General features: G+C 39.3%; 13 protein-coding genes. 12 read left to right on the top strand and 1 reads right to left on the bottom strand.

The features are described 5' to 3' along the window. The first annotated feature begins 114 nt into the window (after positions 1-114). From SFC47_RS13335 to SFC47_RS13300, 8 genes are all read left to right on the top strand, one after another. The gene (locus SFC47_RS13335; RefSeq protein WP_411254780.1) at positions 115-1,308 is read left to right on the top strand and encodes a MalY/PatB family protein; all 1,194 of its coding nucleotides are present in this window, start codon (positions 115-117) and stop codon (positions 1,306-1,308) included. A gap of 164 nt (positions 1,309-1,472) precedes the next feature. Then, the gene (locus SFC47_RS13330; protein WP_411254779.1) at positions 1,473-2,255 is read left to right on the top strand and encodes an NAD-dependent protein deacylase; all 783 of its coding nucleotides are present in this window, start codon (positions 1,473-1,475) and stop codon (positions 2,253-2,255) included. 175 nt (positions 2,256-2,430) lie between these two features. Next, a complete protein-coding gene (locus SFC47_RS13325) occupies positions 2,431-3,243 on the top strand; it encodes an enoyl-CoA hydratase/isomerase family protein (protein WP_411254778.1) in 813 nt (270 codons plus the stop codon). Positions 3,244-3,403: 160 nt separating this feature from the next. Continuing rightward, the gene (locus SFC47_RS13320) at positions 3,404-4,735 is read left to right on the top strand and encodes an FAD-binding oxidoreductase (protein ID WP_411254777.1); all 1,332 of its coding nucleotides are present in this window, start codon (positions 3,404-3,406) and stop codon (positions 4,733-4,735) included. A gap of 1 nt (position 4,736) precedes the next feature. Then, entirely contained in the window at positions 4,737-6,083 is a 1,347-nt protein-coding gene (locus SFC47_RS13315) for a (Fe-S)-binding protein (protein ID WP_411254776.1), read from the top strand. Beyond that, positions 6,070-7,527, top strand: a complete 1,458-nt coding sequence (locus SFC47_RS13310) for an FAD-linked oxidase C-terminal domain-containing protein (protein WP_411254775.1) — start codon at positions 6,070-6,072, stop codon at positions 7,525-7,527. Before SFC47_RS13315 ends, SFC47_RS13310 begins: the two co-directional genes overlap by 14 nt. 46 nt (positions 7,528-7,573) lie before the next feature. After that, positions 7,574-9,751, top strand: a complete 2,178-nt coding sequence (locus SFC47_RS13305) for a malate synthase G (protein ID WP_411254774.1) — start codon at positions 7,574-7,576, stop codon at positions 9,749-9,751. Between the two features lie 68 nt (positions 9,752-9,819). Beyond that, entirely contained in the window at positions 9,820-10,587 is a 768-nt protein-coding gene (locus SFC47_RS13300) for an IclR family transcriptional regulator (RefSeq protein WP_411254773.1), read from the top strand. A 39-nt stretch (positions 10,588-10,626) separates the two neighbouring features. Here SFC47_RS13300 and SFC47_RS13295 read toward each other — a convergent pair whose 3' ends face one another. After that, a complete protein-coding gene (locus SFC47_RS13295) occupies positions 10,627-11,616 on the bottom strand; it encodes an NADPH:quinone oxidoreductase family protein (protein WP_411254772.1) in 990 nt (329 codons plus the stop codon). Between the two features lie 238 nt (positions 11,617-11,854). Here SFC47_RS13295 and SFC47_RS13290 point away from each other — a divergent pair, with 238 nt between their 5' ends. The 4 genes from SFC47_RS13290 to SFC47_RS13275 all read left to right on the top strand — a co-directional run bounded on the left by SFC47_RS13290 (position 11,855) and on the right by SFC47_RS13275 (position 16,656). Further along, positions 11,855-13,039: an MFS transporter gene (locus SFC47_RS13290; protein WP_411254771.1), complete on the top strand. Its 1,185-nt coding sequence runs from the start codon at positions 11,855-11,857 to the stop codon at positions 13,037-13,039. Between the two features lie 126 nt (positions 13,040-13,165). Next, positions 13,166-14,086 carry a DUF1002 domain-containing protein gene (locus SFC47_RS13285; RefSeq protein ID WP_411254770.1) on the top strand — a complete coding sequence of 307 codons (921 nt, stop codon included), beginning with the start codon at positions 13,166-13,168 and terminating at the stop codon, positions 14,084-14,086. 285 nt (positions 14,087-14,371) lie between these two features. After that, positions 14,372-15,514 (top strand): cell division protein FtsZ, encoded by a 1,143-nt coding sequence (gene ftsZ / locus SFC47_RS13280; RefSeq protein ID WP_411254979.1) that lies wholly within the window; start codon positions 14,372-14,374, stop codon positions 15,512-15,514. Positions 15,515-15,672: 158 nt separating this feature from the next. Then, positions 15,673-16,656 (top strand): proline dehydrogenase family protein, encoded by a 984-nt coding sequence (locus SFC47_RS13275; RefSeq protein WP_411254769.1) that lies wholly within the window; start codon positions 15,673-15,675, stop codon positions 16,654-16,656. Positions 16,657-16,671 lie beyond the last annotated feature (15 nt).

Raw genomic sequence — 16,671 nt, 5'->3', positions numbered from 1 at the left:
AGAATCGTTATATTTGATATCTAACTTTTTAAAGCATAAATTAATAAATAGAAGCTTTTCAACCTGAACGTAATCCAACCGGTACATAATAAATCAAAAGGAAGGGCTGATCACATGAAATACAACTTTGATGAGATTGTAAATCGGAGAGGGACCTATTCTATAAAATGGGATGGTGGTAAGATTCTTAAAACCATGGGTTTTACTGAAAGATATGATGAAGATACAATTCCCTTATTTACAGCAGATATGGATTTACCTGTCCCCCAACCCTTAATAGACGCATTGCATAAAGCCGTCGATCATCGAATTTTTGGTTATTCAGTATTTCCTGATGAGTATTTTGAAGCTGTGCAGCAATGGTTTAAAAAAAGGCATAATTGGGAGTTCCAAAAGGAGGAAATCGTTTATAGTCCGGGAACGGTTCATGCATTAAATGTAGCAGTTCGGGCATTTACACAACCAGAAGAAGGAGTTATCATCCAGCGGCCTGTTTATCCTCCTTTTACGTCTTCCATTAATGCTAATGGAAGAACGCTGTTAAATAATGCACTCATAGCTGATGATGAAGGCTATTATTCCATTGATTTTGAAGATTTCGAAGCAAAGGCGAAAGATGAAAAGACGAAAATGTTTATTCTATGTAATCCGCACAATCCAACAGGCAGAGTATTTAAAGAAGATGAACTAAGAAAACTTGCTGAGATTTGTGCAGAAAACAATGTGCTTATCATCGCAGATGAAATTCACGGTGATATCATTCGACAGAGTCAAACGTTTACGCCAATTGCTAAAGTTGTTCCAGAGTACAAAGATCATATTATTACTTTTACAGCTATTAACAAAACCTTTAATTTGGCTGGACTTCATTGTACAAATGTTATTATTTCAAACCCAGATTTAAGAAAAACCTATAATGGTGTGATGGGAATGCATTTACCATCACCATTTACCGTTTCCGCGCTTCTTTCGGTTTACCATGATGGTGAGGATTGGTTAGAGCAGCTGAAAGAGTATATCGACGGAACGATGGAGTGGGCAGTCGAGTTCTTAGCCCAAAACATGCCGAAAGTGAAAGTAAGAATCCCAGAGGGTACCTATATTATGTGGATGGATTTTAGTGCATACGGTATCACGCCCGAAGAGGTCCATGACCGAATCTATAACAAAGCAAACGTTTTATTAGAAGATGGAAAAATGTTCGGTGATGAAGGTCTGCACCATCAGCGAATCTGTATTCCATCACCTAGACCAATGATAAAAGAAGCCTTCGAGCGAATTGCCAGGGAGTTTGCAGATTTAAAATAGGTCAATATGGTTTACTGGCGGATGGTGAGAAATACTGGCGGATGGCCGGAAATGCTGGCGAATATCCTAAAATACTGTCACATAGCAGAGTGCTAGCAAAATGATAGCGCGCATTACACAAGTTGATATCCCCAAAAAACACAAAGTTTTACAGGAGTGTTACAATGGAAAGCAGCATACTTCAAACCTGCACGAACTTAATAAAAAATGCCCAGAGCATTGTCGTCCTTACAGGTGCAGGAATTAGTACAGAATCTGGAATCAAGGATTTTCGGTCGCAAACAGGAATTTATCAGATGGCGCCTGAATATATCCTTTCACTGAATTATTTCTACCAAAACCCTAAGGGATTTTATCAGTTTGCCTTAGAGAATCTTTACCACCCTGAGGCACTCCCAAATAAAGGACATGAAATACTGGCACAATGGGAGCAGGAAGGAAAAGTTACTAGCATTATCACGCAAAATATTGATGGACTACACCAAAAAGCAGGGTCTAAGCAGGTGATAGAATTTCATGGGACCATGAAAATTGCTTCCTGTCAAAATTGCCGGCATGTCTATTCAACACAAGATATGATCAACAGATTAAATACCATGGACGATTTTTACGTTTGTGACCAGTGTCGGACCCCTGCTGAAAAAGATAGATATATTAAACCTGATGTCGTCCTTTTTGGAGATACAGGGAAATGGTTTTCCATTGACGGCTTCAACAAAATCCTAAACCTAATCAATGAAAGTGATTGTCTCCTGGTGTTAGGAACTAGTTTGAAGGTGACCCCGTTCTCCACCTTCCCGCAATACAGGAGTGAAGGGTCTCCCTTAATTATCGTTAATAAAGGTGATTCACCCTATGACACAGTGAAGGATTCCTACGTTATCCATCATTCTATTGGGGAAACATTGACAAAAATAAATGATTGCTTAAATCCACCCAATTATTAAAAGGTGGATTTTTTTTCGTCTAATCATTTCACAATAAGACTGAAGAGTATGAATTATCACAAAACTACTTCGACAATAGAAAGTTCTAGTTATATACTATTAAGTAAGGATGACCAAGCATGTTCATAAAAAGAGTAAAGCATAGGAATTGAATTTTAAAAAAGGTGGAATGAAAATGAGCGACTTAATCTTTTCTGTTGAAAACAAAGTGGCAAAAATAATCCTTAATCGTCCTGATAGCTTAAATGCCTTTAGTGTGGATATGATTCAATTATGGATTAAGGCATTGGAGAATGTGAGAGATTCTAAGGATATAAGAGTTCTTGTTATTTCGGGAAATGGCCGTGGATTTTGTTCTGGCGGGGATATTAAATCAATGGCACAAGGAAATGGTTTCTTACATAGCGACGGTACAGAGGACCTTTCATCAACGGCTTTAGCGCGTAAAGATTCTTTATGGAAAAAAGTTCAAAGGATTCCTCTCCTTTTACAAGAGATTGATATTCCTGTTATCGCAGTATTACATGGTTTTGCATACGGGGCAGGTTTTGATATGTCTCTAGCATGTGATATTCGAATTGCAGCTGAAAACACTAAAATATCTGAAAGTTACCTAAATGTAGGAATTGTCCCGGGAGATGGTGCTGCTTGGTTTTTGCCTAGATTAATTGGGACTGATAAAGCGTTGGATTTGCTATGGAATAGAACCGTTTTAACAGCTGGAGAAGCAAAAGATTTGGGGCTGGTTACACATGTGGTTGAGGATGAGAGATTACAAGAGTTCGTCGATCAATATGTAGAACGACTAGTACGTGGTCCACAGGCAGCGATGCGTTTTACGAAGAAGGCAGTTTACCAAGGATTAAACAGTGACCTTAGAACTTCGCTTGACATGATTTCTTCCGCAATGGGGATTGTTACAGAGCTTGATGATTACAAAGAGGGAGTTACTGCTGTACTAGAGAAAAGAAAACCAAATTTCGATTAAAATAACCTGCCGGGATTTCCGGCAAATCCTGGCTTTTTTATGTAGTGTTTAAATTTTCTAAATAGATTGACAATTTTATAAAGGGTAAATAAAATTAAAGGGAAAATGATAAGGAAGTTTTTGCTAAATAACAGAAACGTTGTTTGGTATTACGAAACATATGGAGGTGAAGGAATTGATTGTTGACGAAAGTTTAGCTGAAATAAAATCACTTTTTAAAGACTTACATCTAAATGAAGAAGTCCAAGATCATCCACTTGGGAATTCTGGAAGAATCATAATTTTTCCAAAAACTGAAGAGGAAATTTCCTCTATAGTATCTTATGCCAACAATAAAGGACTTTCTCTCTTCATCATGGGAAATGGTTCAAAAAGAGGGTATGGCGGGCTAATAGAAAAAGCAGACATTCTCCTATCATTAAGTCAATATACTGGAATCGTTGAACATCATCCTGGTGATATGACATTGACGGTGAGATCGGGGACATCATTCCAAGAAATCCAAAATTATTTAGCACCATACCATCAGAAAATTCCACTTGATCCTTTCTACCCGAATCATGCCACAATTGGGGGAATCATTTCTGCCAATGATAGCGGACCTAAAAGAATGGGGTATGGTTCAGCAAGGGACAATGTGATTGGACTTAGAATGGTCTATCCTGATGGAACGCTGATCCGTTCTGGCGGGAAAGTGGTGAAAAACGTTGCAGGTTACGATATGAATAAGTTATATATTGGTGCGATGGGAACGCTCGGTGTGGTATCTGAGGTGACGATGAAACTGCGTCCTATCCCAAAATATGAATCGATTGTTTTTGTAACATTTCCTGAAAATAATTTAGAAGAGATTCAGGCATTCGCAGTCAAGGTGCTTGATTCAATGATTGAACCCATCAGCCTCGAGATTCTAAACCCCTCCTTAGCTGGGAAATTGATTAACATTCATAAATGGACATTACTTGTTTCATTTGAAGATGTGAAAAGCTCCGTACACAGGCAAGAAAATGTAATCAGGAGTATTACACCAGAAAAAACTACACTAACATCCCTAACGCAAAATGAAGCAACATTCTTCTGGAATCAATTCTATCACCAACAGCCTAATGGATTAACAAATTCATCCCGAACAGAAGCCGTACTCAAAATTGGTGTGACCAATCTCAATGTTATAAAGATCATAAATGAAGCAGAATTAATCAGTGATTCTTGTCATGTTTCTATAGAAGCACATGGAGGTTTAGGAACAGGATTATGTCAATTGACAATTCGTGGTGCAAGCGATGATGTTGTTTCAGCAATTAAGATGGCTAGAGAAAAAGCTGTGTATCTAGGAGGATATGCAGTAATAAAACACCTTCCATTTTCGCTGCGTAAGGTCGTAAATGTTTGGGGGGGAAAATCAGCATCCCATTTCCTTTTTGAGGGAATCAAACAAAAAATTGATCATAACCAAATCTTGAACCCAAGTCGTTTTGTCGGGGGGATATAACATGAGTGTAAAAGAAAAACAAGCCCTGCCTTGCACTTCTTCATTAGGAAACTATTTATGGCATGACCCTCCACAAGAAAGTAAGTGGGCTGATTGTGTTCATTGTGGTATGTGCTTGGAATCATGTCCTACATACGAACAAAGTGGTGAAGAGCAGCATTCCCCGCGCGGCCGTGTTTATCTGATTAAAGCAGTGGCGGAAGGAAAGCTGAATGTGGATGAACATTTTGCGGAACCCGTGTTTTCTTGTTTAGATTGTCGTGCCTGTACCACGGCCTGTCCAGTTGATATAGATGTTGGCGGTCTTATCGAGGAAGCACGAGGTCAAATCAGGCAGGCTCTTCCACTTAAAGGGTGGAAAGGAGCAGTGAATAAGTTCTTCCTCCATGGCGTGTTTCCTCATCAAAATCGCTTAAGGTCACTCGGCGGTCTGTTAAGATTTTACCAAAAGAGCGGTATGCAGAAGGTGGTTAGAAAAACAAAGCTTATTCAAATCATGCCGAAGCATTTAGCAGAGATGGAATCAATCATGCCTGAAGTAAAAGGGTCAGTCCGTAATAAATTCAATACTGATATTAAAGCTAAAAGTGAAACGAAGCAGCAAGTGGCTATGCTGACTGGCTGTGTGATGGATGTTTTTTTTAGTGATATCAATGAAGCGACCATCAATGTGCTTACTCACAATGGGAATGATGTTAGTATTCCGAAAAACCAAACGTGCTGTGGTGCTTTGCATGTTCATGCCGGAGACAGAGAAATGGGCAGGAAGCTGGCAAAGCAAAATATAGAAGCATTTGAGAATGAGGAAAAGGTCATCGTCAATGCAGCTGGCTGCGGATGCATGATGAAGGAATATGGTGAGTTATTTCGTGATGAACCTGAATGGAAGGAACGTGCGGAAAAGTTTGGAGAAAAGGTAGTGGATATTGCCAAACACTTGCATGATACTGGATATGAAAAACCAAAAGTAAACATGAATATGCGTATCACCTATCATGATGCATGTCATTTAGCACATGGCCAAGGAGTAAGAAAGGAACCCCGAGAGATACTCCTTGACATCCCAGGGGTAGAAATGGTTCACATGCCTAATGCAGACAGGTGTTGCGGAAGTGCAGGAATCTATAATATTACCAATCCTGAAATGGCTGATGCCGTGCTCAAAAGTAAAATGGAAAACATACCAGAAGACGTTGAAATGATTTCAATGGGGAACCCCGGCTGCATGATACAGATGGCATTGGGTGTCCAGAAATACGGAAGAAATCAAAAGATTGTCCATACCGTTCAACTGCTCGATTGGGCTTACCAAAAAGAAGAAGGGGATAAGAATAATGGCAGTCATTAAACTTAACACAAATGACAAGCATATTATGAATCTCGCAGCAATCGTCGGCGGTACTCGCTCCATCTTATATAAAAAAGTAGATCTGCTCGCATATGATTGTGATGGATTTACGATCCATAAGCATTTGCCAAAGGCTGTTGTCTTTCCTAAAAATACAGCTGAAGTTTCTCAATTAGTTAAATATTGCTCTTTGCATAAGCTCCCTTTTCTTGCCCGTGGTGCCGGAACGGGTTTGAGCGGCGGGGCAGTTCCTTTAAATGGTGAAGTAATCATCAGCTTGGTTCGTATGAAAAAACTAATTAGTGTAGACCTTGAAAATAGGAGAGCGGTTGTTGAACCGGGCTTCGTCAACTTGAAACTTACTAACTCCATTTCTGATAGAGGCTATTATTATGCCCCTGACCCTTCTAGTCAATATTGCTGCACGATTGGAGGGAATGTCGCGGAAAATGCAGGCGGGGCGCACTGTCTTAAATATGGTGTAACGACTAATCATATTCTCGGGCTTGAGGTAGTGCTGCCAAATGGAGAGATAATTGAGATTGGCAGAAATGGAGTTTTAGATGAACCAGGATATGACTTACTCGGCCTTTTGACCGGATCAGAAGGGACTCTCGGAATAGTCACGAAAATTACCGTACGTATTCTCAAAAATCCAGAAGGAAAACAGACGGTTTTAGCTTATTTTGATAAAGTTGAAGATGGAAGCCATGCTGTTTCAGATATTATTTCAGCAGGTATTGTCCCTGCTGCACTTGAAATGATGGACAAAACAGCAATTGAGGCGGTGGAAGCTGCAGCGTTCCCGGTGGGACACCCTAAGGATATTGAAGCGGTCCTATTAATTGAGGTTGACGGAATAGCTGCGGGTATAGAAGAACAAATTAACCAGATTCTTGCGGTCTGTAAAAAGAATAATGTACGTGAGGTTCGAGCCGCAAAGGATGAGGAAGAACGAGGACGATGGTGGGCCAATCGTAAAACAGGGTTTGGGGCTATGGGTGCCATTTCACCTGATTATTTAGTACAAGATGGTGTCATTCCCAGAAGCAAGCTGCCAGTCGTTCTCGAAAAAATTGCCCAAATCAGTAAAGATTCCGGATTAAGGATTGCTAATATTTTCCATGCGGGTGATGGAAATCTCCACCCACTCGTTCTATTTGATGCTCGTAAACCAGGAGAAACCAAAAAGGCTTTGGAAGCGGGAAGCCAATGTTTAAAGGCGTGTGCAGATGTTGGCGGTACGATAACAGGTGAGCATGGGGTAGGAATTGAAAAGCGTGAGGAAATGCGATTTGTTTTTAAAGAAGAGGAAATCCTTGCTCAAACCAATATACGTGAAGTATTTAACCCTGATAATCTCTTGAATGCCGGAAAGCTTTTTCCTACTCCGGGGCGCTGCGTGGAAATTAAAAAAGAAATGAAAACGTCAAGTTCTTCATAGAAACGCTGTTTCGTAATACTAAACGACAGATAGGAGGAATAAGTAAATGGTTAACTATGTTAAAGTGGGAGATTTACAGGTAGCTAGTGAACTCTATGAGTTTATTAATTCTGAGGCTTTGCCAGGCAGTCAAGTGGATCAAAAGGTATTTTGGGCAGGTCTTGAAAAAATCATCACCAATCTGACACCGAAAAATAAGGAATTACTTAAGAAACGAGATGAACTTCAAAAGAAGATTAACACATGGCACCGGGAAAATAAAGAATTCGATTTTACTAGATACAAAGCTTATTTAGAGAAAATCGGCTATCTTCTGCCAGAACCTGACGATTTTAGTATTTCTACTGAAGGGACAGATGATGAAATTGCTCAAAAAGCTGGTCCTCAATTAGTTGTTCCGGTTGATAATGCGCGCTATGCCATTAATGCAGCGAATGCCCGCTGGGGAAGTTTGTACGATGCATTATATGGTACGGATGTCATAAGTGATGAGGATGGTGCCAAGGCACAAGGTGGTTATAACCCTGTTCGCGGTGAAAAGGTTATCACTTTTGGCAGGGAATTTCTTGATGCTGCTGTACCTTTAAAGGATGGTTCCCATAAAGATGCGGTAAGCTATACGATTGACAAAGGAAGTTTAGTCGTTAGCTTACGTAATGGGAGGCAGGCTCGATTAAAAGAGGAAGAAAAATTGGCTGGTTATCAAGGAAATCCAGCTCATCCATCTGCTATTCTGCTGAAAAATAATGATAACTACTTTGAAATACAAATTGACTACAGTCATCCAATTGGAAAAAGTGATGCTGCTGGTGTAAAAGATATTCTCTTAGAATCTGCCCTAACATCCATTATGGACTGCGAAGACTCTGTGGCAGCAGTGGATGCACAGGATAAGGTACTCGTATATCGGAATTGGCTGGGCTTAAATAAAGGTACTCTTTCTGCCACTTTTACTAAAGGAAATAAAACCTTAACTCGTACACTTAATCCTGACCGACGTTACTATTTACCTAACGGCAGTGAATTTACCTTGCCTGGACGTGCATTAATGCTCGTTCGAAATGTTGGGCATTTGATGACCAATAATGCAATCCTTGATGTGAACGGCGATGAAGTTCAAGAGGGAATCATCGATGGTGTTGTTACTTCTTTATGTGCAAAGCATTCAATTATTGGAAACACTTCTTTCGTAAATTCCAAAACTCGCTCTATTTATATTGTAAAGCCAAAAATGCATGGTCCAGAGGAAGCATCCTTTGCCAATGAGCTATTTAATCAGATTGAAGATTTACTAGGATTAGCCAGAAACACATTGAAAATAGGTGTGATGGATGAGGAACGCCGAACATCTTTAAATCTTAAAGCCTGTATCCATGAAGTGAAGGAGCGTGTTGTATTTATAAACACAGGCTTCCTTGACCGGACGGGCGATGAAATGCACACGTCAATGGAGGCAGGTGCAATGATTCGTAAAAATGAAATGAAATCTACACTATGGCTGCAAAGCTATGAAAAATCAAATGTAAATAACGGCCTGTCAACCGGTTTTCAAGGAAGAGCTCAGATTGGTAAAGGTATGTGGGCGATGCCAGATTTAATGAAAAGTATGCTTGAACAAAAAATAGGACATTTGTTGGCTGGAGGAAACACGGCTTGGGTTCCATCTCCAACGGCTGCGACCTTGCATGCTCTCCATTACCATCAAGTAAATGTGAAAGAAGTACAAAATAACCTGCTAGGCAGTATTTCGGATTTACGAAATGATATATTACAGATTCCCGTAGCAGAAAATACCAATTGGAGTCCAGAAGAAATTCAAGCAGAGCTGGATAATAATGCACAAGGAATACTTGGTTATGTCGTAAGGTGGGTTGAACAGGGGATTGGCTGTTCGAAGGTACCAGATATTAATAATATAGCGCTTATGGAAGACCGAGCTACTCTTCGGATTTCCAGCCAGCATGTTGCAAACTGGCTGCACCATGGAATCTGCAAGAAGGAACAAGTGATAGAGACCATGAAGAGGATGGCTAAAGTCGTGGACGAACAAAATGCTGGGGATCCTAATTATAGACCAATGGCGCCTGACTTTGATCAATCTGTTGCTTTCCAGGCAGCCTGTGACCTTGTATTTAAGGGCTATGACCAGCCAAGCGGCTATACTGAACCGATTTTGCACAGCCGCCGACTTGAGGCGAAAGCCAAATTTTCAGTCCAATCTTAAAGAATGATGTAGTCAGGGTGTTTACAGCAAAATACCCTGACAAGTTCTGCTATACGAGGTGATCATGGTTGCATAGAGAAAATATGGTGAAGTCTGTAAGCAGGGCACTGGATATCATTGCATTAGTAGCGATGAAAAAAGGCGGTTTGGGTGTTACAGAGATAGCAAATCAAATCGATATCAATAAAAGCTCTGTTTTTAGAACCCTGTCCACGCTTGTGCAATACGGATATATCGAACAGGATCGTGAAACAGGTAAATATAAGCTGGGGTATAAGTTTCTAGATATTAGCTCAAAGCTGTTAGATTCAATCGATATACGTTCGGAAGCGAAACCCTTTCTAAAGGAACTAGAAAATAAAACAAATGAAGTAATTCATCTCGTGGTCTATGACCAGGGGGAAGTCGTTTATATTGAGAAACTAGAAGGAACCGAAACTTTAAGAACTCATTCAAAGGTTGGAAAAAGAGCTCCGATGCATTGTACGTCCGTTGGGAAAGCGATACTAGCATATTTAACTGAAAATGAGGTTCTTTCCATCCTTAATCGAAAAGGGATGCCATTTCATACGGACCATACTATTACCTCAATGGAGGCACTCCTTCTTGAGTTGAAACAAATAAGGCAAAGAGGATATGCCTTAGACTTAGAAGAGAATGAATATGGAATTACCTGTATCGCAGCTCCTGTATTTGATCATCTCGGAAATGTAGTTGCAGCTGTTAGTATATCTGGGCCTTCCACGAGGATGACAATGGATAGATTAAATCAACTTGGCCCTATTATGCTTCAGACAAGCCAGCAATTGTCTTCAAGGCTCGGTTATGTAAGCTAAAAGCCGCAAACCGATTATCGGGTTTTGCGGCTTTTGCCATTACATTTTTACAATGTAACGACCCCTAGCCTGCCCTTGTAAAATTATAGGAAGTGTTTGTGCAAGCTCGTCTAGACTTATTTCTTTGGAAATCGAATCAAGAACTTCAGATTTGAAATCTGTTGCCATTCTAGCCCAAAGTTTTTTACGAACCTCCATTGGACAATAGACAGAATCAATACCAAGGAGATTAATACCTCGAAGAATGAAAGGAAACACAGAAGTAGGAACGTTGCCGCCTCCTGTTAATCCACTGACCGCAACGGACCCATTATAATGGACCTTACTTAAAATAGCTGCTAATGATTCTCCGCCAACCGGATCGACACAGCCTGCCCAGAGCTGTTTATCTAATGCTTTAATTTCGCCATTGTATACTTCATCCCTAGAAATAACCTCCTGTGCACCGAGTTTATGTAAATATTCATGTTCACTCGATTTGCCTGTACTTGCAACAACCTCGTAGCCTCGTTTTGCTAAAATAGCAACAGCGATACTTCCAACGCCTCCGGTCGCACCAGTTACTAACACTTTCCCTTTTTCAGGAGTAAGCCCATTTTCTTCAAGACGTTGAACCGAAAGGGCTGCAGTAAACCCCGCAGTTCCATAAATCATGGCCTCTTTTAAAGATAGTGTGTCTGGCAGCGGTACAATCCAATCAGCAGGAATCACCGCATACTCACTGAATCCGCCATAATGAGATACACCAATTTCGTAGCTTGTAGCAATGACTTGGTCACCTGCTGAGTAACGGGGATCTTCAGATGAGACCACTACTCCTGCCAAATCTATTCCTGGTACAAAAGGATAAGATCTAACGATTTTGCCTTTGGGAATACTTGCTAATCCATCTTTATAATTGATGCTGGAATAGGCAACTTTAATCAATACCTCTCCAGCAGGTAAATCATTAATAGAAAGATTTTTAACCTCACCACTAAAATCAGCCTCAGTTTTATTCACGACGAAGGCTTTGAAATTTTCGATCAATTTGATGACCTCCTCTACTTATTAAAATTTTCCATTTTCATCATACTACATTATAGTTAAAATATAGAATTTTAAGTTGTGTACTAAATTCCCTTCTTTGAACTAAAATAAAAACAGGTAAAAAATTAGGAGTTGATAATATGTATTTGGTAAGGCCGCCTTGTTAATCTAAAAAAACCATCCGTCCCCCTCCTTTAATTTTTCTTTCAAAAAAAGAAAAAGAGGAGGAGTCATCTGGATGATGGAAAAAAACATAAATAAACTTTACCTTATTATATTTTTTCATAACCTAATCCCTGCATACGTCATTGAAAGGTTGTTCTGGGAGCAGCGGGGTATGTCGGTATTAATGGTTGTACTTTGTGAAATTATCTATGCCGTTACAATTGTCATTTTTGAAATCCCTACAGGAGTGTTAGCTGATAAATTTGGACGAAAGCCTTTGCTCGTATTTGGAGCAATCTTATCGATGCTGGAACTTATTATATTGCTATTTGCCTATCAATTTTGGACATTCACATTGGTTGTGAGTTTAGCAGGAATTTCAAGTGCTTGTACAAGCGGTGCCTGGAATGCACTCCTTTATGATTCACTTGCAGCCGTCAAAAAGCAGCAATCTTTTGAAAAAATCGTCGGCAGGATGAATTCGCTTGATTTTGCAGGCTCGTTGATTGCGGCACTAACCGGGGGAGTTCTAGCGAAATATTATGGTTTTGAGTTTAACTACATCCTTTCGGCCATAAGCATGATCCTTGCTTTTATACTCACCTTGTTACTAAAAGAGCCTGTAAGGATTGTGTTAAATGGAGAGGCACCACCAAAACAAAAAAATTTTATGTTTTATCTCAGAGGATCTGTCTCTATTTATAATACCAATCCAAAGTTAGTCTCAATCATCACGCATGCGATGGCTATAGGTGCCTGCATCACGTATTTAGATGAGTTTTGGCAGCTTTACTTAGATGAAATTGGTTATTCCGTACTTTTTTTTGGAGTGTTTTCAGCTTTCATTTCGTTGGCAAGAATTCCAGGAAACTTGCTTGCATCGTTGCTGCTTAGCTATTTTAGGGCTGAGTCAATCATTCTCTCAATCCTTGGAATTACCTCTGTGTGCTTTTTTGTTACGGCTATTTTTCCAGGCAGTTTCGGATTATTTATGATACTTATGATCTTCTTAGCAAGCGGGGTTATTGATCCTGTCATAATTGGCTATATTCACCATCTTGGAAATTCAGAGATACGAGCCACCACGGAGTCCATACAATCCTTGATTGAGAGCATCATTACATTTACGGTCGGCATTCTTTTTGGAATCATATCTTCAAGTATTTCAGTTGTATCAGGTTTTTTCTTTTTAGGAGTTTTCTCCTGCCTATTTTACTTTTTATATTTAAGAAAGATTCGCGGCTTTGTAAAAGGGTAGAAGCCATCCTCCGGGATGGTTTTCTTATTTTTCACACACTATAATTAAATATAGTTGAAACCAAAATGGCTATTATTGCGTCTCTTAGGTTGAAGCAACTTTAGAATTTGTTAAGGAGAGATTTACATGAAGAGTTTTTATAAGGTAACTGCATTTGCTATTATTCTTGCATTAATATTGTCAGTAAGTAGTACAAGCAAGGTGTTCGCCGATACAAATGGTAATAATGAAGAGAGTATCAATGAAAAGTTTGGGCTGCCAATTGTGGTCTACGGAGAGGCATTATCTGAAGCTCAAAAAGATGAAGTAAGAGAGTTACTAAAGGTAAAGGATACGAGCAAGGTTAAAGAGATTACAGTAACAGGAGAAGATCTTGTCACGTATATAAAAGGTGATCCACACTCCAATATGTATTCCTCTGCTAAAATCACCAGAAAGGATTCTGGTGAAGGACTTATTATTAATCAGGTGACACCCGAAAATATTACAGAGGTTACGAATGAAATGTACGCTAATGCCTTATTGACCGCTGGAATTCAAGATGCCGTTGTTGATGTTGCTTCTCCGGTTAAGGTAAGCGGACATTCTGCGTTAGTGGGGATCTATAAAGCCTATGATGCGGGAGAAGGTGCAGGACTAAACAAAGAACGGACAGAGGTTGCGAATGAAGAGTTGAACATAGCAACGGACCTGGCAAAAAAGGAAGGGTTAGATCAGGATAAGGTTAGTGAGCTTTTGACTGAAATAAAGAAGGAAATAGCGGAACAGAATCCGGCATCCAAGGAAGAACTTGCAGCCATTATTGATGAAAAATTAAAGACATTAGAAATTAATCTAAGTGCTGAGGACAGACAGCTATTACTAGACTTATTTGAAAAAATGAGAGACCTAAATATTAATTTCGATAATGTTACATCACAGCTTGAAAATCTTGCGAATGACATTCAGCAACGGATTGAAGAGGCAGTCGGCGACAAGAATTTTCTGCAAAAAGTGGCAGATTTCTTTAAAGAATTAATCGACAGCATTAAAAGTATATTCTCATAATTCTTTGGCTCAGTCATTGTACTGAGCCTTTTGTCGTTTTGTAACAAAATTTTAATGATAAAAAAAAGAGGAATGACTGCTGGACTATATAAAAATCCCCAGTTTTTTGTTAAAATAGTATTTAAGGAAAAAGTTTCGACAAAATTCAATATAATCTCTGCTTTAGTTAGATTATAATATTAATAATAGTTTAATAAATTGACTAAAAGCTTTAGTAGAAAAGCTCATTAGAATTTTTCGAATAATGAGGCAATGAATTTTGCAAGAGCAGGAGGAAATCTATCAATGTGGGATTTTGAAATGGACATAGATCAAGTAGCAAGAATAAAAGTTATTGGTGTTGGCGGCGGGGGGAATAATGCCGTTAACCGAATGATAGAGGACGGTGTTCAAGGCGTAGAATTTATTGCGGTAAATACAGATGCCCAAGCTCTAAAACTATCAAAAGCAGAAATTAAAATGCAAATTGGTGCAACCTTAACGAGAGGCCTGGGAGCAGGTGCCAATCCTGAAGTTGGCAGAAATGCAGTTGAGGAAAGCAGAAAGCAGATACAAGAAGTATTAAAAGGAGCAGATATGGTCTTTGTTACCGCTGGTATGGGCGGAGGAACCGGGACTGGAGCTGCGCCTGCTATTGCCCAAATATCCCGCGAACTTGGAGCTTTAACGATTGGTGTTGTGACACGTCCATTTGGATTTGAGGGACGTAAACGCGCGACCAACGCAGCAGCAGGAATTGATTTGATGCGTGAAGCAGTAGACACCTTAATTATTGTACCTAACGACCGCTTGCTTCAAATCGTAGATAAAAAGACCCCTATGATACAAGCTTTCCGTGAAGCGGATAACGTATTAAGACAGGGTGTACAAGGGATTTCCGATCTAATCGCAGTACCTGGATTAATCAACCTCGATTTTGCCGATGTCAAAACGATAATGTCAAATCAAGGAACAGCATTAATGGGTATTGGTTTAGCAAAAGGTAAAGACCGGGCAGTGGAAGCGGCGAAGAAAGCTATTTCTAGTCCATTACTTGAAACTTCAATTGATGGTGCGCAGGGTGTGCTAATGAACATCACAGGCGGCAGCAACTTAAGTCTATATGAAGTTCAAGAAGCTGCGGATATTGTTTCCTCTGCAGCTGACAAGGAATTAAATATGATCTTTGGTTCGATCATCAATGAAGACTTTAAAGATGAAATCATGATCACAGTCATCGCTACAGGTTTTTCTGAAACGGAACTTTCAGCAAGAAAGAGTGCTGCCGTACCTTTGAGAGAAACAAATTCTAGACAATCATCTTCGGTACTGTCCCGTCGTGAGCAAAGTGTACCAGAAGAGCCGGCACATAATCATGACAAACCAAGACAACAATCAGAAGATGCGTTAGATATCCCAACATTCCTGCGTAATCGTAATAGAAGATAAAGGTTATAAGGAAGGCAGTCCGAGAGTAATCTCGGCTGCTTTTTTTAGGGCTGCAATAAAGCGTTTACAATTTCGACAATTTTTTTAAAAACTTAAGGTGAATTTAAAGGAATTATGCTAAAATAATAGTGAAATAACAACAGCAAGGGGTAATCGCTATGTTGAAAGATATATTTATGGGCTTATCACAAAATCAATTCTTAAATAGTGCAGCAAAAAAGTATGGCTTAAAATTGGGTGCACAAAGTGTTGTTGCAGGTACCAATATTGATGAAGTAATAAGAAGTATTAAAGAACTAAATGCGCATGGAATTTCCTGTACGGTTGATAATTTGGGTGAATTTGTCTTTAAAGAGGAAGAAGCGACAGAAGCGAAAGAACAAATCCTCAAGGTGATTGAAGCAATCCATGAGCACAAAGTTGATGCACATATCTCATTAAAACCTACTCAATTAGGTTTAGATATTGAATACAGCTTTTGCTTAAGCAATTTAAGAGAAATCGTTGATAAAGCAAACAACTATGGTATTTTTGTTAATATTGACATGGAAGATACCAGCCACCTGCAGCCGACTTTTGATGTTTTGGATGATTTGTCTATGGAATATGATAACGTAGGAACGGTTATTCAGGCTTATTTGCTGCGTGCTGATGAATACCTTGAAAAGTACAAAAACTATCGTTTACGAATTGTAAAAGGAGCTTATAAGGAGCCCGTTGAATACGCTTACCAAAATAAAAATGATATTGATGCAAACTTTATTAAATTAATCGAATGGCATTTATTAAACGGCAAATTCACTTCTATTGCCACACATGATCACAATATTATTAACCATGTGAAGGAATTTGTTAAGAGGAACAACATTCCAAATGAACAGTATGAGTTTCAAATGCTTTATGGGTTCAGAAAAGAACTTCAACTTGAATTGGCTAAAGAAGGTTATAATTTCTGCACCTATGTTCCTTTTGGAAATGACTGGTATGGATATTTTATGAGGCGGCTTGCAGAAAGACCTCAAAACTTAAATTTAGTTGCAAAACAAGTTTTTACTAAGAAAACTAACACGATAATCGGTGTAGCTGCAGGAGCATTTTTATTAGGCAGAATGACGAAAAATGCTAAGAAAAAACGCAGATAGCTGAAAAAACCCTTT

It is taken from the genome of Neobacillus niacini, from assembly GCF_046591715.1.
In the GTDB taxonomy this organism is placed as follows: domain Bacteria; phylum Bacillota; class Bacilli; order Bacillales; family Cytobacillaceae; genus Neobacillus; species Neobacillus niacini_L.
Note: the sequence above shows the minus strand (reverse complement) of the source record. Positions and strands in the feature narration are given on the sequence as shown.